Genomic DNA, 17,691 nt, shown 5'->3' with positions numbered 1-17,691 from the left:
ACCGTCGTCGCTCCCGGCATCGCCATCATCAGAACCGTCGTCGCTCCCGGCATCGCCATCATCAGAACCGTCGCTATCAGAGTCACTGTTATCACCATTATCCGGGTCGCTATCTTCTTCAGAATCAACGTTATCGGCGACAGTAACTTCGATTCCTATGTTGGTTAAACTCTCAATCAAATGCGCTACGGCAGTATTTTGTTCAACCAGGCTGGTCATTCCGGTAATCTGCACAATCGCCTGCAGAACATCGTCATTTGCGGCGAATTCTTCAGTAGATAAAGTAAAATCTATGGTTAGATTGCTTAAATCCTGGCCAGTCTCCTCAGGTATCTGAATACCGTTTTCCGGGTTTAAATCGACATCCAGCGTTTGTAGCAGTCGGGCAATGTTAATGGCTACGTTGCCAACTTTTGATTCTTCTACGGTTTGAAATGTTAGCGGTGTAATAATATCGCTCCCACTTACCTCTCCCAGAAAAAGGCCATCAACGTAAAACTTGATATTTTGTCCTTCCTCGTAACTAAACTTACCGTCAGCGTCTGTGACACCCGAAGTATTGCCGCTGGTGTAATGAAGCCCCTCAACTGCTGCATCGATGAACAGGCCTTCGCTAACGTTGGGGGAATTATTGCTTCCGCAGCCATAAAGTACACTGGAAGCAATGAGCGAAAGACTGACAGGATGAAAAATTGTTGCGCGTTTTATATTCATTTAAACAATCCTTTTTACTTGTGAATACATCTAAAAGCAGAAGTGCAGATATCACGCTACAAAAACCAATTGCCACATTAAAGGGGGTTAACGAGATGGATTTCTTAACTGGAACAAACTGGGATTAACTGGAATATGTTTACAAACAACGGGTTGAATTACTGATTACTAACAGGACCCAATTGGGGAAATGGATAAGCAGTGCAAGTCTGAAAGGGGGCGAAAATGCTTAGACTGCCATTACGAGAATTAATGAACTTTTGCGTAAGCAGCACTACCTACGCTTTGTCTTTTTTCTGCCAATAGCTGGCGAATAATGCGCCCGACAGGTTGTGCCAAATACTAAATAGCGCGCCAGGCAGTGCGCTGGCAGCGGAAAAATACTTTAACGCCAATGCCACGCTTAGTCCTGAGTTTTGCATACCCACTTCAATAGCAACGGTACGGGCAACAACGGTGTCATAGTTGAGTGTGCGGGCAGCCCAGTATCCACAGGCCATGCCAGTCAGGTTGTGTAGCATTACAGCAATCACAACCGGCCAAACCAGGTTGTTGAGGTTGTGATTGTTTAATGCCACCACAATGGCAATGATCAGCAGTATCGCCGTAACAGAGAAGCGTGAAAAACAAGGGGTTAACGCACTCAACCGGGCGGAGAAAAAATGATTGAGCAGCATACCCGCGGCGATGGGTAGCAGTATTACCTTAATCAACATCGTGAGCATTGATGCTGCAGGCACATCAATGTCCTGACCCAAATAGAGCCAGGTAAGGACAGGCAGCATAACCACAGCAACCAATGTCGACATCATTGTCATGCTAATGGATAACGCTACATCACCTTTGGCAAGATAAGTCATTACATTTGAAGCCGTACCACCGGCGGTTGCACCTACCAGCATCATACCTGTCATGAGTTCGCTATTCAGGCCTAGCAGAAGGGAAATAAGCCAGGCGGCCAGTGGCATCACAATAAACTGAATGGCAACCCCTAAACCAACAATGTTGCGAAAAGCGATTACTCTACCGACATCCTGCCATTTTAAGGTTATTCCCATCCCCAACATCACCATAACCAGTAGGGGCACAATCCAGGATTTCAACTGAATAAAGGGCTCGGGATACAGGTAGGCCAGCAAGCTAACCAAAACGGCCCATACCGGAAACAGTAAAACTGCCATGGAGATACCTACTATGAAATTATGTTCTTCACCCAGTTTAACACCAGAATATAGCTACAAAATAATATCTTAAATTCTAGGGCGTGTTGATCTTTGCTGTATGATTTTGCAGCAGTCTGTGCGACGTTTATACAATAAAGCGCAAGTGAAGTGTAGTCATCTACATGAACTTGGGCTGAAGCAGTAGAAATGTTGCACAGGCGCTGCCCGAAGGGTTCGCTCTAGGTGTCCACCGCTCTTTGTTGCATGCTCTTGATGCAGAACCACTGCACCTGCGAACATGCGCCGCGATCGCTGAACACCTAGAACGAACAAAATTAATACAGCAAAGATCAACACGCCCTAAGCATTCTTTAACGCACCGAACGTGGCTTTATATTCACTGGGCGAAATAGAAAGGTACTTTCTGAAGTTGTAGCGAAGGGTAATGGCGTTGTCGAAACCCGCGCGCTCGGCAATGTGATCCAGGCCCAGTTGTGTGGTTTCCAGCAGTGATTTGGCCACTTCCAGCTTACGGGCTTGAAGCCACTCCAGTGGCGTCATGTGGTAGTGCTTTTTAAAATGCCGGTCGAACGTACGACGAGTCATACTGGCTTTATTGGCAATGTCGTCAATGGTTAACTCAGGTGACAAGTGTTTTACTGCCCAGTCCAGAGCCTGGGACACCGACGATTTGGTTTGCGGCAGCGGTTTTTCTACAAATTGAGACTGCCCGCCGTTGCGGTGAGCGGGCAGTACTAACCGTCGTGCTACGGTATTGGCCACGTGGTAGCCGAAATCCTGGCGAATTACTTCAATCCCCAGATCCAGCCCTGCTGCGCTCCCTGCTGAGCAGCCAATGATGCCGTCGTAGTGATATAAAATGTCTTCCTGATAGGTAACATGTGGAAAGCGTTGCTTAAAGGTGCTCGCATATCGCCAGTGTGTGGTAGCTATTCTGCCGTTTAGTAATCCCAATGCTGCCAGCAAAAACGATCCGGAACAAAAGCTGATGATACGGCCGCCGTTTTGATAGTGCTGCAATACGGCGTGTTTTAATGTGCTGTCGATGGTAGTGATCGACACCGGAAAGCTGGGGATCACCAGCAAATCACACTCGGGCAATTGGGTAACCTGTCGGCAACTGAAGGTGCTATCGCACAGCCCCGGAAAGGTTGTTTTTCCAAACGCCACGATATCGGTGCTATACCAGTGTTTAAACTCAGGCCGGGGTAGCGCAAACAGTTCAACGGCGCTAGCCAGTTCAAACAGAGACACCTGTTCTGCAACCACAATCACTACTTTCATTCTTTATCTCGAATTCTTGTGAATGTCTAAATATTATCGATAGATGTCTAATTGGACAATATGGGCGAGTAAAAATACCACGCATAATGCTTCCATCAACTTACAAGGAGCACCAACATGTTTTCAACCGTAGTCAGACCCAGACCCGCGTCATCAGAAGAAGCGTTAGCCCATTTTCAACGTTTACTTACGTTTGAAACAGACTGTTGGGACGTGCATTACGCGCTTAACAATAATTTGCGTGACTTCGTACTGCTGGACGTACGCGGCATCGATACGGCCAAAAAGGGTTATATCGAGGGCGCAGTATTTTTACCTCACGCCAACATTACCGAAGCGGCGTTGAGCAGCTATCCTGATGACACTATTTTTGTGGTGTATTGTGCTGGCCCGCACTGTAATGCTACCGAAAAGGCTGCTATCAAGCTGGCAAGATTAGGTCGCCCGGTTAAGAAAATGATTGGTGGTGTTATCGGTTGGCTGGACGAAGGCTTTACGTTGAAAGCTGATGTCTGATATGGCCTTAAAAATAAGTAGGGCAAGTCAGCAGGACTTGCCCGCTGTGCTCGGACTAATGCGCGAGCTGGCCGACTTCGAGGGCTATCGTGCGCAGTTTGCAGTTACCCTTGAGGTACTGGAGCAGCAATATGTGCAGCACAAGACCTTTGGTATTCTGGTGGCGAAACAAGCTGGCGCGAACGCAAAGTCAACTGACATTGCCGGGATCCTGGTGTATTTCTTTCAGCCTTTTACCTACGACCTTACGCCCTGGTTAATAGTAAAAGAGCTGTATGTGGCCGCCGCTTACCGAGGGCATTGCGCGGGTCAAGCGCTGATGCTGGAAGCTAAACGGATTGGTAAGGCGCAGGGCAGCTCGCGAATGAAATGGGAAGTACTTACCCATAATCAGGCTGCCCGGCAGTTTTATACACAGCTGGGTGCAAGAGTGGAAGACGACTGGCGCACCATGAGCCTGTCGCTATCTGACTGACAGGCTGTAATCCGCTTCGTCGAAACGCTGCAAAATCTTGAGCAGCGCCAACAAATTGTGCTGAACGTTATCCATGCGGATCTCATTGTCATATACCCGCGAGCGCAGTCCGCCCAGGGCTGCTTTTTTATTGCGAACGTAATACATGTCGACGTCGTTAGCGAATTCAAGCTGCATGGCGTGGCGAATACCTTTAATAATGGCTTTGCGGTACGCTTCCTGGCGGTGTGTATCATTGATGGCTTTGGCGAGAGCCCAGGCATCAGCTAACCCCTCCAGATACACACCGGTAGCCGAGGCATGAGGCGGGCCATAGCCGCCTTTCGGATAATAAAACCGACCCGCAAAATCCGGATAATCAAAGCCGTCGCGTTCTTCCATTAATTGCAGTTTTTCAATTAACCAGTCGTTCATGGTAAAGATGGACGACTGCAGAAACGCATCGCCGGTTTGTTGCCATACTTTGTAATACGCCTGGGTATGCCAGGGCACAAATGCCGGGTTGCGGTTAGCAAAATGCCAGTCCATATAGTAATGGGCACTGGTTAAAAAACGCTGCAGACGTGCGTCGTCTGGTTGTTTCTCCAGCCAGTGTGCCCAGAAAAACATGGCTTCGCCGGGATAGAAGTTATGAAGATCATTGCGCTCCTGACGAATGAAAGTTCGGAACGCACCATTAGGTTGCCATTGCTCATCAATTGCTTTCACCAAACCATCAAAGGGAGCGCTGAACTCATTGGCCCGCGATGAGGTTAAAATAGACAGGGCTGCCAGCCCGGCCGCACCGAGCTTGCGCTTGCGGCTGTATTCTATGTAGCCAATATCACCGTCGGTTTTGTAGTAGAAGTCCAGGTTAAACTGAAGATTTTTATGTGCCAGTTCACTGGCCGGTGGTGCCTGCGTGGTATTCGCCCAAACTTGCATGGCGTAACTTGCCATGAACTGACGGATCATGTTGTTGGATGTCGAAAATGTATTTGGACTAGGCCAGAACTTATAAGCCGTTTCGCCGGTATTTTCATTGGTATTGTTTAGCAGCCAGCTGGCTAGCCGCTCACTCATTGCTTGCACCGATGATTGCGAAATATCGTCGTAACTTACCAATTCATTACCGCGATAAAGCGGCGTAGCGGTATTGGTAGCCATGTCAAAATAAAACTGGTGGTTGTCGTAGGTGTAAAAGGGGATATCTGTAGTATTAAGCTGAGACAGACTTACGTTAATGGTTTTGGCAAAGTGCGTAAGAATGCGCCAGGGGGCCTGATTCAGGCTAATCGCTTTGAGGCCACAATAGTTAATGGATTTGTCTTCATAGTGAAACTCTACGCCTTTCACACCTATCGCGGTTTGATAGCTACTAGGGGATTTCAGCGGCATTGGCGTAAGCGTGTAGTTGTAACCAAAACACAGCGTAAGTTCACCAAACGCTTTACCTTCCAACGCCGCAATGCCGTCGCTAAGCAGTTCCCGCCAGCCTGCGTTGTGCTTAATGGTGGCTTCGGCTACCAGTTTGCCGTTTAATCTGCCGTATAACTGCAACGATGTAACCGGGGTTGACGCGCCAGGGCCTTCAGTAAAGTAGTCTTCCAGCGACATTACTACTCGCTGTTCAAGTGTAGGAGGATTTGCAGGGGTACTGCTGCAACTGCTTAACAACACAAGAAGGGTACTGAGCAGTATTAGGTATCGGCAAAGTGTGCGTGGATTCGTCATTGAATTATCGCTGAGTTGTTAGTGTCACATAGTCACCTGTTCCATTGCGGCCCAGCTTAACCAACGGCCGCAATGGATTCAATCTGAACTATTGATCCTCTGATATGTTGAGCAGTTTATAAATCTCGCTGCCCGCAGCTAAAAATGCGCCCACGCCATACACTTCGGTTTTATCTGGCCAGGCTTCTCCGGGTGCAGCGCCAATAGGTTGTACATAGCCTAACATGCCCGTGTCGGTAATATGCGAAGTCATATTCGTCCAGCCTTTTTCTACCGCAGGTAAATAGGTAGTGCTATCCAGATAGCCGTTGTTGATTCCCCACGCCAAACCGAAGGTAAAGAAACCCGTGCCCGACGTTTCAGGGGTAGTGTACACGTCTCCTGCTTTTAAGCTCATGGGCCAAAACCCGGCTTCAGACTGCAGCTTAATAATGGCGCTTGCCATATCAGTAAACAGGGTTTCAAAATAGGCTTTTTGCGGGCCGTCGGGCATGTCTTCCAGAATCAATGCCAGGCCAGCAAATACCCAGCCATTGCCGCGCGACCAGAAGATTTTACGCTCGTGCTCTTTCACGCCAATATAGTGTTCGTCGCGGTAAAAGAGGTGTTCTTCGGTGTCGTAAAGATGATTGGCTGTTGCTACATACTCCGCGAACATGAAGTCTCTGTATTGCTTGTTGCCGGTGATATTCGCGAGCTTAGCCCATACCGGCGGGGCCATAAACAGCGCGTCGCACCAGGTCCAGCGCTCAGTGTATTTGTAGTTGTTCAATCGCATGGGTTGCTGGCTGGGGTTGTTCATAATATGCGTAGTGCGTTTAAGGGTATTTGCCAGCATGTGCTCCGACTGATACTTGTTGTACAGAGAAAGATAAAGCTGACCAATCGCCTGATCATCAGCGTGGTATTCAGCCTTGGCCAGTTCCCATTTGTTTTCGTTGGCAACGCTCAGTAAAAATTCATAATAACGTTCTGTTGGGGCAATGTTCGCCCAGCGCTCCATGCCAATATACATAGCTGCATAGGGCCAGCCGTTAATGGGGTTGTCCCAGTCGTGCTGTCGGCCGTAATCGTCCCGAAAGTGGGCAATTTGCCAATCGGCCATGCTGGTTAATGAGGCTTGCACAGTGGCTTTGTCGGGTAAGGCTGCGTGGGTGCACAGCGCACACATGCCCAGCGTAAACAGGAGTGGGCGAAACAGTGTAAACATAGTGATATCCTTATTGTTTAGTGCAGGCTGGCTTGCCAGATCAGCACGCCTATGTGACTGGGGGCAACCTGTGCACTTTGGGCATCATTACCATCCAGTTGCACAACGCGCTGAAGCAACATGTCTGCCCTGCCGTGGTGTATCCATTGAATTGGGTCGATACTGGGTTCCCAGGCCCCCACATTTTGTGGATGCAGTACGTGGGATTCCCAGTTTGATGAAGCAATATCGCGCATGGTCAGGCCCATCACCTGACCGCGCTGAAAGTCATCGCGATAGATAATATGCAGTGACGTGACGCCGCCCTGTTCCGCGGGCAGGATCACGGCGCGTGATAGGGGCGGGCGTTTGGTGCCATGGCCACTTAATTCGAAATTCTGAGCCGCTTTGGGGGCTTTAATCACCTGCCAGGTGTTGGGTTGAGGAAGCGGATAGACCACCTGAAAACGAGGGATGTCAGTAGGGGAATCGGCCCAGTAGCTGGCAATAAAAGGCCGGCTGTTGATATCGGCCATTACCACAGGCGGATTCATCAATTTGTGGTTTTGTGGAATAGGCATGACTACGTCAGATGCTTGCTCCGTAATCGGCAAGGCGTAAGGCTTGCCGTTGTATTGTTGCCAACTGTCTCCGTTGTCGAAGGAACGGGCGTAGGCAAGATCGTGGTTGCTGGCAACATCAGGTGTTTCGCGCCAAATCCAGGCTAAATGCAATGCCCCGTTGGCATCCACCGACATATCCCAGTAGGCACTGCGTTTGCCTTCGCCATCCAGCACTGCATTATGTAGCCGTTGCCAGGTTTGGCTTTGTGGGCTGTAACGGTTGAGCACCAGGTTGCCACGGCCAGAGCCACCATCCCGGTAGGCAAATAGCAGTTCACCCGAAGGTAACGCGTAAAATTGCGGGTAGGTAACACTGTTTTCTAATGTATCTGCATTGGCTTGCGAACCACCAGTCATTGGCCTGCGTTCGAGTACCAGGCTACCGGGTTCGGTAGAGCGCGCGTAGTTAAGCGTCGAATTGTGATGGTCCCAGGCAATGTGAATAAAGTCATTGGCATCTACCGCCAGGCTAATGTGGTTGTGAGCATCGTCTACATTACCGGTAAAAGGGGTAACCTGCGTTTGCCAGGTGTTGCTATTGGTGTGACGCTTGGCCAGCACCATATAGCGCTGAGCATTGTAATAGGCGGCATACTGATAGTTTTCGTGGGTAAACAGAGTGTGTTTAACGCCCGCCAGCACATTCACCGAACTACCGGCAAAGGCGTCATCGGCAATCAGAATATAACGGCTATTAGCGTCGGCAGACAGCGGGTAGCCTCCACCACCACAACCGTTTAATAACAGTAACCAACCCAACACAATGATTGCCCGCAACATCCCACTCCCTTTGCTGTTTGTTAACTGATTTAACATACCTGAATGCATAACATAATGCTTTTATTTATTTTTTGATTGTTGTTCTTTAATTGAAACACGAAACGCGATCCTGGTATGACGTTCAGTTAGATTAACAAAGCCGAAGCATTACATTGGATAATCCAAATAAAGCGGCGACACAAAACGCCCCTATTCACCAGGAAACACGATGCTAACTAACGTTAAAATTATCGCGGGCTATGTTGTTTACTTACTGCTTCTGGTTTGTTTTTCCACCGGATTACTGCGGTACTTCAAAAGTGTTTGGCGCTTTACAGATAGCGCTGAGTTGGTGGTAACGGTGATCACTATTTTGTTGGTAACTCTGGTGGTAACTAAGCTGGCTCAAAAATGCGGATTACTGCGGAAAAAGCGCTATTAACTCAATTTATTTACCTGACTTTACATTACATTGCACGTGAACTCCTTCTGACGGGTAAACCGTTAACCCGGCATTAACCGGGAGACGGGTATGCTGATACCATTCATGATTAACAGGTATCGGTATGCGAATCACACTTCTGGCGGTATCCCTGGCGCTGGCCTTGTCTGGTTGTGCCAGTCAGTACACCGGCGACCACAGCGAAAGGGCACAGCGTAACACGGGCAACGGCGTAACCTGGCAAGCAATGCCTGAACAGGCCGAGTCGGTTACCACTCTCACTGAACTGGTGAGTGTGCCTGGCTTATCAGCATTAATTAACGAAGCGCTTGCCGGAAATCCGGGTCTACAGCAACAACTCATCAGTTTAAAAACGGCCAAAGCACAAAAGCGGGTTGCTAATGCTTCTCGCTTGCCTGGCGTAAGTGCAGGATTAAATGGCACCCGTCAGCAAGATAGCGACAACAGCTACAGCGCCAGCCTTACCGTTAGCTGGGAAGCCGATATCTGGCAAAAACTGGGCGATCAGGTTTCGGCTGCACAATGGGCAATCGCTGCCAGCGACGCTGAGCTAACCTCTGTTACCAATACATTAGTGGCAGAAGTGATGCGCGGCTATCTGGAAGTAGCTTATTATCAGCAGCTTATCAACAATGAGCAGGCTCGCCTGGCGTTGTTGAAAAATAACCAGGATGTGATCCTCAATCGGTATCGCACTGGGCTTGGTGCATTGGAGGATCTCGACAACGCTCGTACCTCGTCGGCCAACAGCGAAGCAAATATTGCCGCCTATCAGGAAAACCTCGCGCAGTCGTTACGCGCGCTGGCGGTACTGCTGGGCCGAACTGACTTAACGGTAAGCGACCTGCCGGTGGCAACGGATTTTCCTGAGGTGCTTCTGCCACTTACCAGCCTGCCTGAGCAGGATTTAGCGCGCCGTCCGGATTTAATGGCTGCCTACGCCAATATCCAATCGCAGGAATACAACACCCGGGTAGCTTATAAGTCATTGCTACCATCTATTAGTTTAACTGCCGCGCTTTCTGATACCGGAACTTCACCCTCACAGGCTTTGTTTACTAACCCGGTTTGGTCTCTGCTGGGGCAGTTAACTGCGCCTTTGTTTCAGGGCGGTGAATTGCGCGCCAATATCGACATTCAGGAGTTGGCGGTAGAAAACAGTTGGTGGGGCTACCAAAGCACGTTGCTAACGGCGGTAAAGGAAGTGCAGGACGGCATTGGGCAAGAGAAAAGCCTGGCTCGTCAGTATCAAGCCAAAACAGACGCGCTGGCCAATGCCAAACGCAGTAGTGACACCTACACCCAGCAATACCGACAAGGGCTGGTGGATATCTTGGATTTGCTATCGGTATACCAGCAAACCTACGACCTGCAAGCCCAGCTGTTACAGCTGCAATTTAATCAATTATCTAACCGAATTAGTTTAGGCCTGGCACTGGGCCTGGGAGTATCAGCATGACTTCAACAGCAAAACGCGTTATTGGCACCGCAGGTGCACTGGTGGTATTGGTGCTAGTCACTATTAGTGTGTTTGGGCAGTCTGGTCATGCTGGCCCCACGGGGGCACCTCAGGGTGCTGCCAATGCTGGCCCTGTACAGGCGAAGCCCGCGGTGGGTGAAAATACACCCGTGCAAATTGGCTCAGGACCACAAATGCAGGAAGCCAGTTTGCCAGCTATAGGCGTGCTGGAAGTCGATGCCCAAACCTATCAGGCCAAAGTGAATGGCTATGGGGAAGTCGCCGCTAAACATCTGCTATCGCTCACTGCGCAAGTGAGTGGCGAGGTAGTGCGTTTGTCGCCGCACTTTGAAACCGGCGCGCTATTTCGCAAAGGCGAAATCATCGCGTATTTGAACGACACTGCGTATCAGCAGGCAGTAGCCTCTGCAAAAGCGGCGGTTGAAACCGCTACTGTCGCGTTGGAAGAAGAGCGCTTACAAGGCATTCAGGCCAGAGACAACTGGCAGCGCTCCGGGTTAGAGGGGGAGCCAGAGTCGCCGTTGGTATTAAGAGAGCCCTATTTACAAGCCGCTCAAGCCAGTGTGGATGAAGCCAAAGCGCAATTAAAAACCGCCGAGCGCGAGCTGGCACTTACACAAATTGTGGCGCCATTTGATGCTGTTGTGATCACCCGGGATATTCAACCCGGCAGCTTTGTGCAGTCCGGTACCAGTATTGCGCAGTTGTATTCAGCGTCGGAAGCTGAGATTGCTATTCCGTTGTCGGCCAGTCAATGGCAGAACCTGCCCTCGCAGGTATCATTGAGCACACAGTCGTGGCCTGTGGTGATCGAAGATATGGATGGACTGAATCAATGGCATGGACAGGTAAAGCGCATTGAGCAGCATTTGGATACCAGTTCACGACAGCGTTCACTGATAGTTGAAGTGGCGCAGCCTTTAACCGGCGATACGCCATTGTACTTTGGCACCTATGTTACCGCCCACATTGCAGGAAAAACTTATGACGGGTTATGGGAAATTCCCGCCAGTGCTATCTCGCAAAAGCAAGAAGTGTGGTACCTGGATGCCCAGGATACATTAAGCAAATTTACCCCAACGGTGAAGTTTCAGGCGGATGGCAAGGCGTATATCGAGCCCCTTGCGAACGTAGCCAAAGCGCGTATTGTTGCCCGCCCACTGAACAGTTATTTGGTTGGCACCCGGGTGAGTCCACAAGTGGTAGGAGTGTCGTCATGAGTACGCAACACAGAGGCATCATTGCCTGGTTTGCCAACAACAGTGTGGCTGCCAATTTATTAATGATGGCGGTTATTCTGGCTGGCGTGCTGTCGGTAAACGAACTGCGCAAAGAGGCGTTTCCCAGCATGGATCCGCGCTTTGTTACGGTGTCTATGACCTACGACAGCGGTGACGCTAAACAAGCCGAAGAAGGCATTGCCATTAAAATCGAAAACGCGCTGGAGTCTGTACCTGGTATAAAACGCATTACCTCTACGTCATCTGCCAGTGGCAGCTCAGTGCAAATTGAGAAGCAAACCGACTACGATTTAGACACACTGATGACCGATGTGAAAAACAAGGTCGATGCGATTTTTAACTTTCCGTCGGACGCCGAGAAAGCCGTTATTTCAAAAGGCCGCCGCCAGGAGCACGTAATTTGGGTACAACTGTTTGGCGATACCGACACGGCAACCTTGCAGCAATTGGGCGAACAATTAGAGCGTGAGTTGCTGGCCAAAGACGGTATCAGTCAGGTGTCTCCCAGCTCTTATGTTGATCACATGATGTCGATTGAAATCGACGAAGCTAAGCTACAGGCCTACGGTCTCACTATCGATGACGTATCCAATGCCATCAATGCAGAGTCAGCAACGGCTTTAACCACCAGTTTGCGCAACAAAGACAAAGTAATTCGCCTGAAAGCCTCTGAACAGGCCTATTACAAAGCGGATTTTGCCAGTATCCCGTTGCTGGCAAATGCCAGCGGCACTTACTTAACCGTAGGTGATGTGACTAACATCACCGATATGTTTGCCGATGATGCCTATGCTTTATCGCGCTATAACGGTGTAAACGGCTATGGTATTAAGGTGATCATGGATGAATACGGCGACGTTGAAAAAATTGTTAAGCAGGCTAATGCGCTGGTGGACGAATGGCATGAGCGCGGTATTTTGCCCGGCGGCGTGCATCTGGAAACCTGGTATGATCGCAGCACACTGATCACCGAGCGTCTGTCACTACTTACCAAAAACGCACTCAGTGGTATTGCCATGGTGTTTATTGTACTGGCACTGTTTTTAAATCTGAGAGTGGCGTTTTGGGTAGCGGCTGGCCTGCCATTTATCCTGTTCGGAACCCTGTTCTTCATGACCGGCAACTTCGCTGCGCTCACCATCAACGAAATGACCACGTTTGGTTTTATTATGGCGCTGGGCATTGTGGTGGATGATGCCGTTGTGGTGGGCGAGTCGGTTTACGACACACGCAATCGCGACGGCGATACGCTGGCGAATACCATCCGCGGCACGCATAAAGTGGCCGTACCTACTTTGTTTGGTGTCCTTACTACTGTCGTCGCGTTTGCCGCGCTGTCGAATATATCCGGTATGCTGGGTAATCTGTACGCCCAGTTCGGTTTGGTAGTGACCATTTGTTTGCTGCTGTCGGTAGTGGAATCCAAGTTAATTTTACCCGCTCACCTGGCGCATTTAACTACCCACAAAAAGCCAACACACGCTTTAGCGCGCGGCTGGGCTAAGATTCAGGACGGCGCTGATACCGGATTACAATGGTTTAGCCAAAGTCTGTATATGCCGGCTCTCAAGTATGCCTTACAGTTTCGTTACGCTGTTATCCTGTTATTTGTGGCTTTATTTATTGCCGTGATTGGTATGCCTATGAATGGCTCGGTACGGGTTGGCTTTTTCCCCAGTATGCCGGGCGATACCGTTGAGGCCAGCATGACGCTGCAAAGCGATGCCAGTTTCGGGCAAACCGAGCGCAATATGCAATGGCTGGAAAGCACGCTGAATCAGGCCGACGCCAAGTTAACGCAGGCGAATAACGCCCAAGGCTCAGGTATCAAAAGCTTACAGGTGATGGCGACCGGCGATCAAAGCGGCTCAATTGTAGTAGAGTTGGCGAAAGATAAGCCCTACTCGTTGGACGATTTGGCCCGTACCTGGCGTGAACTGGCGGGTACGCCGGAAGGCGTCAAGCAGCTTAAAATTCAGTCCCGCCGTGAAATGGTAGATGCCTTTAACGTAGAGCTGAAAAGCGTGAGCGAAGAAACCTTACTGATTGCTGAGGAAGCCTTTCGCGACGCATTGGGTAACATTAATGGGATAACCAGTGTTGAGTCGTCATTAACACCGGGCGAAGCCATGATGCGTTTTGAATTAACACCGCAGGGCCGGGCACTGGGCATGGATACCGCCAGTTTGTCGAAGCAATTGTTGCAAGCCTTTGGTGGCGACATAGTACAGCGCTACTTGCGCGATAAAAATGAAGTTAAAGTGCGTGTGCGTTACCCGGAAGACAGCCGTAGCAATGCCACCGACATCCTCAATGCACGTGTGCGATTGAGCGACGGCACCGTTGTGCCACTGAGTGTGGTGGCGAATATTATTCAGGATAGCCAGCAACAACAAATTACCCGAATCGACGGCTTGCGGGCGCTAACGGTGTCTGCATCGGTAGATGCTGACGTGGTGACAGCAACTGAACTGGTGCAAACACTGAATCAATCGCTGGTACCGCAGTTAACCCGCCAGCACGCCGACTTATCGGTACATTTTGCGGGTGAAGCAGAACAACAGGAAGAAACCACCTCATCAATGAAAACGCTCACCATCATGGCGCTCATTGCCATTTACGCGTTACTGGCTATTCCGTTGAAGTCGTACATTCAACCGCTGATCATCATGTCTGCCATTCCATTTGGTATTGTAGGGGCGATTCTGGGCCACTGGAGCAATGGCCTGATGATGAGTATTCTGTCGCTAAACGGTATTCTGGCGTTAAGTGGTGTGGTGGTAAATGACTCGCTGTTACTGGTGTCGCGTTATAACGAAATTCGCCGCACCGGTGGTGACGTTCTCGACGCCATTCAGCAAGCGTGTCAGGGACGCTTACGCGCCATATTACTTACCTCGTTTACCACCTTTGCCGGGTTGTATCCCATTCTGGGCGAAACCTCTAAACAGGCGCAATTCCTGATCCCTGCTGCGGCGTCGTTGGGATATGGTATTCTGTTTGCCACGTTTATTACGCTGTTGCTTATTCCGGCGCTGATCCTCATTAACGAAGATGCCCGCCGGGGAATAAAAAAGCTACTGTCTGCGGCTTCAGGCAGTGCGCAAGGGTCAACACACCATGATCAAACTGCTGTTAGTTGAAGACGACCTGGATCTGGCTGGTAATGTAATGGATTACCTTGAGCTGGAAGACATAGTGAGCGATCACGCCAGTAATGGCGTGGCCGCCCTGCAGTTGTTAGCCGATAACCGCTATCAGGTAGTGGTACTGGACATTAACCTACCGAGACTGGATGGCTTACAGGTATGCGCCCGTGCCCGGGAGCAGGGTAACGATACGCCCATCATTATGCTAACCGCACGCGATCAGCTACAGGATAAAATCACGGGTTTCGAGCAGGGCGCAGACGACTATCTGGTGAAGCCCTTTGCCATGGAAGAGCTGGTGATGCGGGTGAAAGCACTGGCAAAACGCCGCAGCGCGCAGAACAAACAACTGGCAGTGGCGGGTATGGTGTTGGATTTGTCGGGCAAAACAGTAAGCTTCAACGGCACTGAGTTACATTGTTCGCCCACCGGTTTTAAGTTGCTTGAACAGTTGATGCGCGCCAGCCCAAACCCAATTGATCGGGATGAACTGGTAGAGCGGGTGTGGGGAGAAGAAAGCCCCGACAGTAACAGCCTGAAGGTGCATATGCATAAGTTGCGCAAAGCGTTAAGCACTGCCAGTGTACCACTGGAAATTAACTTTAAAACTCAGGTTGGATTCAGCCTGTCGCCGGTGCAGGAGTTGTAGTATGGCTGCCATGAATGTGAGTTTGCGTAAATATGTGTTTGTTACGCTGATTGTGCTTGCTACCGCGGTTATTTCTACGTTTTCCTGGATGTCGGCCAATCAGTTTCTGGCCGGGATGGATGGCATGATGCGCGCTACTATGATCGATATTGCACGCAGAACGCCAGTTGAACCCGGCGCGCCGGTTAAGGTGCTCAGCTATACCATCGCCGCAGAATGGCAGGATTTACCCGAAGGCATTCAACAGCAGTTTGCTGATACTCAAATAAGGCCATTCAGGCTGTACAAACACGTAGAGCGTAACTCGATTTTTCAGCGTCCAACGGAAGCGGAATTTGTGTTGGCAGTAAAGTTTGACGATGCAAAGCCGGTTTACGTGTCACAAATGTTTAAGCCCCGCGATGGCGGCGACGAACCGCCATTTCATATGACCCGCGAAGCCTGGATCATGGTAATTGGTATGGTAGCGCTGCTACTGTTTACCTTGCTGGTAGTGTTGATGCAAAAATCGATATCCCGCCCGGTTGAGAAACTACGGGAGTGGGCCGCAAGCCTGCAAAATGCGCCGGTTCCTACCGCGCCACCGGCTTTTAAATACGCCGAGCTGAATTCGCTGGCTGCGCTGATATATCAAGCCATGCAGTCGGTTCACGACAGTTTAAAGCGCGAGCAAAATTTTGTGCGCCATGCCAGCCATGAGCTGCGCACGCCAATTGCGGTGATCCGCAGTAGTATGGAGCTTATTAACCGGGTACGTCGCGATGCGCCAGACGATAAAATCACTAAGCCATTAATGCGCATAGAGCACGCCTCTCATACCATGGCCGACTTAACCGAAACGCTGTTGTGGCTGGATCGCCAGGATAACTCCGCGTTAGCCACATCACTGGTGGCGTTACACACACTGGTGAACACCATTAGTGAAGACTTGCAGTATCTGCTTCAAGGCAAAAACGTGAGTGTGAAGGTTGAAACCCAGGAACACACCTTTCATGTAAGCCCGATAGCTGTGCGGATTGTACTTGGCAATCTTATTCGAAATGCGTTTCAGCATACGCACATCGGCTCGGTTACCATTATCCAGCAGGGTGCTGGCGTAGACATAGTTAACCAAAATACCGACGAGCCTGAGTTGCCAGACTCGCAAGCGTCGTTAGGCTTTGGCCTGGGTTTACAAATGGTGAGTCAGCTAACTACCGCCATGGGCTGGCAATACCACTACACAACGCGCGATAATGGTACCCACTGCGTAAACATTACATTTGAGGGTAACTAATGGCCACTGCCGCAGCCGTACACATTCTGGTGAAATCTGAGCAAAAAGCGCTGGAGATTTTAAAGCAACTCAAACAGGGTAAAAACTTTGCTGCGCTGGCAAAAAAGCACTCGCTTTGTCCGTCGGGCAAACGCGGTGGAGACCTGGGCGAGTTCCGACGCGGGCAAATGGTAAAACAGTTCGACGACGTAGTGTTTAAAAAAGAAGTGCTAACGGTACACGGCCCGGTTAAAACCCGGTTTGGCTACCACCTTATCAAAACCCTTTATCGGAACGGTTGAGACTGGTAACGAAGAGTAATTCGTTACTAAGTATAAAAGTATCATATCGCTCAGACGGCTTTGAGCGAGAAGTGGTCACATTCAGCAACCCATCTAATATTTGAAACCACCCAAGTTCGTCATCCCTGAATCGCGAAGCGATGTCAGGGATCTCTTCAAAAGGCTGGCTCACCATGAACAGTCCTTTTTCGCTCATCCAAATAAATCATTGGAAACTGGCACATAATCAGGTGTAAGGTATTGTTATCAATAAATTATGTTGGGAGTTCAGGATGAGCAAGACTGCGTGTTACTGTGAATTTTCTATAATAAGTTGTTAGGTGCCTAGGGGAATCCAATATCAACCCTAAATTTAAAAAACTAATTGTTATTTTATTACTGGTCCCATCTAGTTTGTTTTGGCTGGTTTTTTCTGCTTTTGGACTCGCTTACTTCCAAATTATGGCCTTTGTCAGCATCGAATACTTCTTAGTATGTTTGGCCTCTTGGAGTGGCGTTTTCTTTTGTATCTGTGCAATTCATGCTGCTAAGAGTTACCCAAAAGTGACAAAATTCGTTGCGATTTCAGCTTTACTTGGAAGTGCAACACTTTTTACCACTTTGTTGGTACTGCATTTTTCCTTCGAAATGCCCACAGTACACATTCTATCAATACCCGCTATCTTGTTGTTCTCGGGTGTTGCATTGCTAATTCA

At 49.6% G+C, this 17,691-nt stretch carries 14 protein-coding genes and 1 pseudogene; 9 read left to right on the top strand and 6 right to left on the bottom strand.

Going from position 1 to position 17,691, the window contains the following annotated elements:
* The 3 genes and pseudogenes from FJ444_RS20985 to FJ444_RS20975 form a co-directional block, all read right to left on the bottom strand.
* Positions 1 to 714 (bottom strand): annotated as a pseudogene (locus FJ444_RS20985) (hypothetical protein); the annotation flags it as partial.
* Positions 715 to 992: 278 nt separating this feature from the next.
* On the bottom strand, positions 993 to 1,895 hold the full coding sequence (locus FJ444_RS20980; protein WP_140961866.1) for a bile acid:sodium symporter family protein: 903 nt from the start codon (positions 1,893 to 1,895) through the stop codon (positions 993 to 995).
* Between the two features lie 342 nt (positions 1,896 to 2,237).
* Positions 2,238 to 3,182 carry a helix-turn-helix domain-containing protein gene (locus tag FJ444_RS20975; protein ID WP_140961865.1) on the bottom strand — a complete coding sequence of 315 codons (945 nt, stop codon included), beginning with the start codon at positions 3,180 to 3,182 and terminating at the stop codon, positions 2,238 to 2,240.
* Between the two features lie 117 nt (positions 3,183 to 3,299).
* Between FJ444_RS20975 and FJ444_RS20970 the strand changes: the two genes are divergently transcribed.
* Together FJ444_RS20970 and FJ444_RS20965 are read left to right on the top strand one after the other, a co-directional pair.
* Positions 3,300 to 3,698, top strand: a complete 399-nt coding sequence (locus FJ444_RS20970; RefSeq protein ID WP_140961863.1) for a rhodanese-like domain-containing protein — start codon at positions 3,300 to 3,302, stop codon at positions 3,696 to 3,698.
* A complete protein-coding gene (locus tag FJ444_RS20965) occupies positions 3,691 to 4,173 on the top strand; it encodes a GNAT family N-acetyltransferase (RefSeq protein ID WP_140961861.1) in 483 nt (160 codons plus the stop codon). The genes FJ444_RS20970 and FJ444_RS20965 overlap by 8 nt, the downstream gene beginning before the upstream one ends.
* Here FJ444_RS20965 and FJ444_RS20960 read toward each other — a convergent pair.
* The 3 genes from FJ444_RS20960 to FJ444_RS20950 all read right to left on the bottom strand — a co-directional run bounded on the left by FJ444_RS20960 (position 4,162) and on the right by FJ444_RS20950 (position 8,526).
* Entirely contained in the window at positions 4,162 to 5,886 is a 1,725-nt protein-coding gene (locus FJ444_RS20960) for a hypothetical protein (RefSeq protein WP_140961859.1), read from the bottom strand. The two genes, FJ444_RS20965 and FJ444_RS20960, sit on opposite strands and share 12 nt — an antisense overlap.
* Positions 5,887 to 5,974: 88 nt before the next feature.
* The gene (locus FJ444_RS20955) at positions 5,975 to 7,096 is read right to left on the bottom strand and encodes a glycoside hydrolase family 105 protein (RefSeq protein ID WP_140961857.1); all 1,122 of its coding nucleotides are present in this window, start codon (positions 7,094 to 7,096) and stop codon (positions 5,975 to 5,977) included.
* Between the two features lie 17 nt (positions 7,097 to 7,113).
* On the bottom strand, positions 7,114 to 8,526 hold the full coding sequence (locus FJ444_RS20950) for a BNR repeat-containing protein (protein WP_140961855.1): 1,413 nt from the start codon (positions 8,524 to 8,526) through the stop codon (positions 7,114 to 7,116).
* 160 nt (positions 8,527 to 8,686) lie between these two features.
* On the opposite strand from FJ444_RS20950, the gene FJ444_RS20945 reads away from it, so the two are divergent.
* The 7 genes from FJ444_RS20945 to ppiC all read left to right on the top strand — a co-directional run bounded on the left by FJ444_RS20945 (position 8,687) and on the right by ppiC (position 16,996).
* Positions 8,687 to 8,899 carry a hypothetical protein gene (locus FJ444_RS20945; RefSeq protein WP_140961853.1) on the top strand — a complete coding sequence of 71 codons (213 nt, stop codon included), beginning with the start codon at positions 8,687 to 8,689 and terminating at the stop codon, positions 8,897 to 8,899.
* A 124-nt stretch (positions 8,900 to 9,023) separates the two neighbouring features.
* Positions 9,024 to 10,379 carry a TolC family protein gene (locus tag FJ444_RS20940; RefSeq protein WP_140961851.1) on the top strand — a complete coding sequence of 452 codons (1,356 nt, stop codon included), beginning with the start codon at positions 9,024 to 9,026 and terminating at the stop codon, positions 10,377 to 10,379.
* On the top strand, positions 10,376 to 11,620 hold the full coding sequence (locus tag FJ444_RS20935) for an efflux RND transporter periplasmic adaptor subunit (RefSeq protein ID WP_140961849.1): 1,245 nt from the start codon (positions 10,376 to 10,378) through the stop codon (positions 11,618 to 11,620). The genes FJ444_RS20940 and FJ444_RS20935 overlap by 4 nt, the downstream gene beginning before the upstream one ends.
* A complete protein-coding gene (locus FJ444_RS20930) occupies positions 11,617 to 14,784 on the top strand; it encodes an efflux RND transporter permease subunit (RefSeq protein WP_140961847.1) in 3,168 nt (1,055 codons plus the stop codon). Before FJ444_RS20935 ends, FJ444_RS20930 begins: the two co-directional genes overlap by 4 nt.
* On the top strand, positions 14,762 to 15,439 hold the full coding sequence (locus FJ444_RS20925; RefSeq protein WP_140961845.1) for a response regulator transcription factor: 678 nt from the start codon (positions 14,762 to 14,764) through the stop codon (positions 15,437 to 15,439). The genes FJ444_RS20930 and FJ444_RS20925 overlap by 23 nt, the downstream gene beginning before the upstream one ends.
* A gap of 1 nt (position 15,440) precedes the next feature.
* Positions 15,441 to 16,715: a HAMP domain-containing sensor histidine kinase gene (locus FJ444_RS20920; RefSeq protein ID WP_140961843.1), complete on the top strand. Its 1,275-nt coding sequence runs from the start codon at positions 15,441 to 15,443 to the stop codon at positions 16,713 to 16,715.
* Entirely contained in the window at positions 16,715 to 16,996 is a 282-nt protein-coding gene (ppiC, locus tag FJ444_RS20915; protein WP_140961841.1) for a peptidylprolyl isomerase PpiC, read from the top strand. The genes FJ444_RS20920 and ppiC overlap by 1 nt, the downstream gene beginning before the upstream one ends.
* Positions 16,997 to 17,691 lie beyond the last annotated feature (695 nt).

This window comes from Aestuariibacter sp. GS-14 (assembly GCF_006494365.1).
Classification (GTDB): domain Bacteria; phylum Pseudomonadota; class Gammaproteobacteria; order Enterobacterales; family Alteromonadaceae; genus Alteromonas; species Alteromonas mangrovi.
The sequence above is the reverse complement of the archived record's forward strand: the minus strand, read 5'-3'. Positions and strand labels throughout refer to the sequence as shown.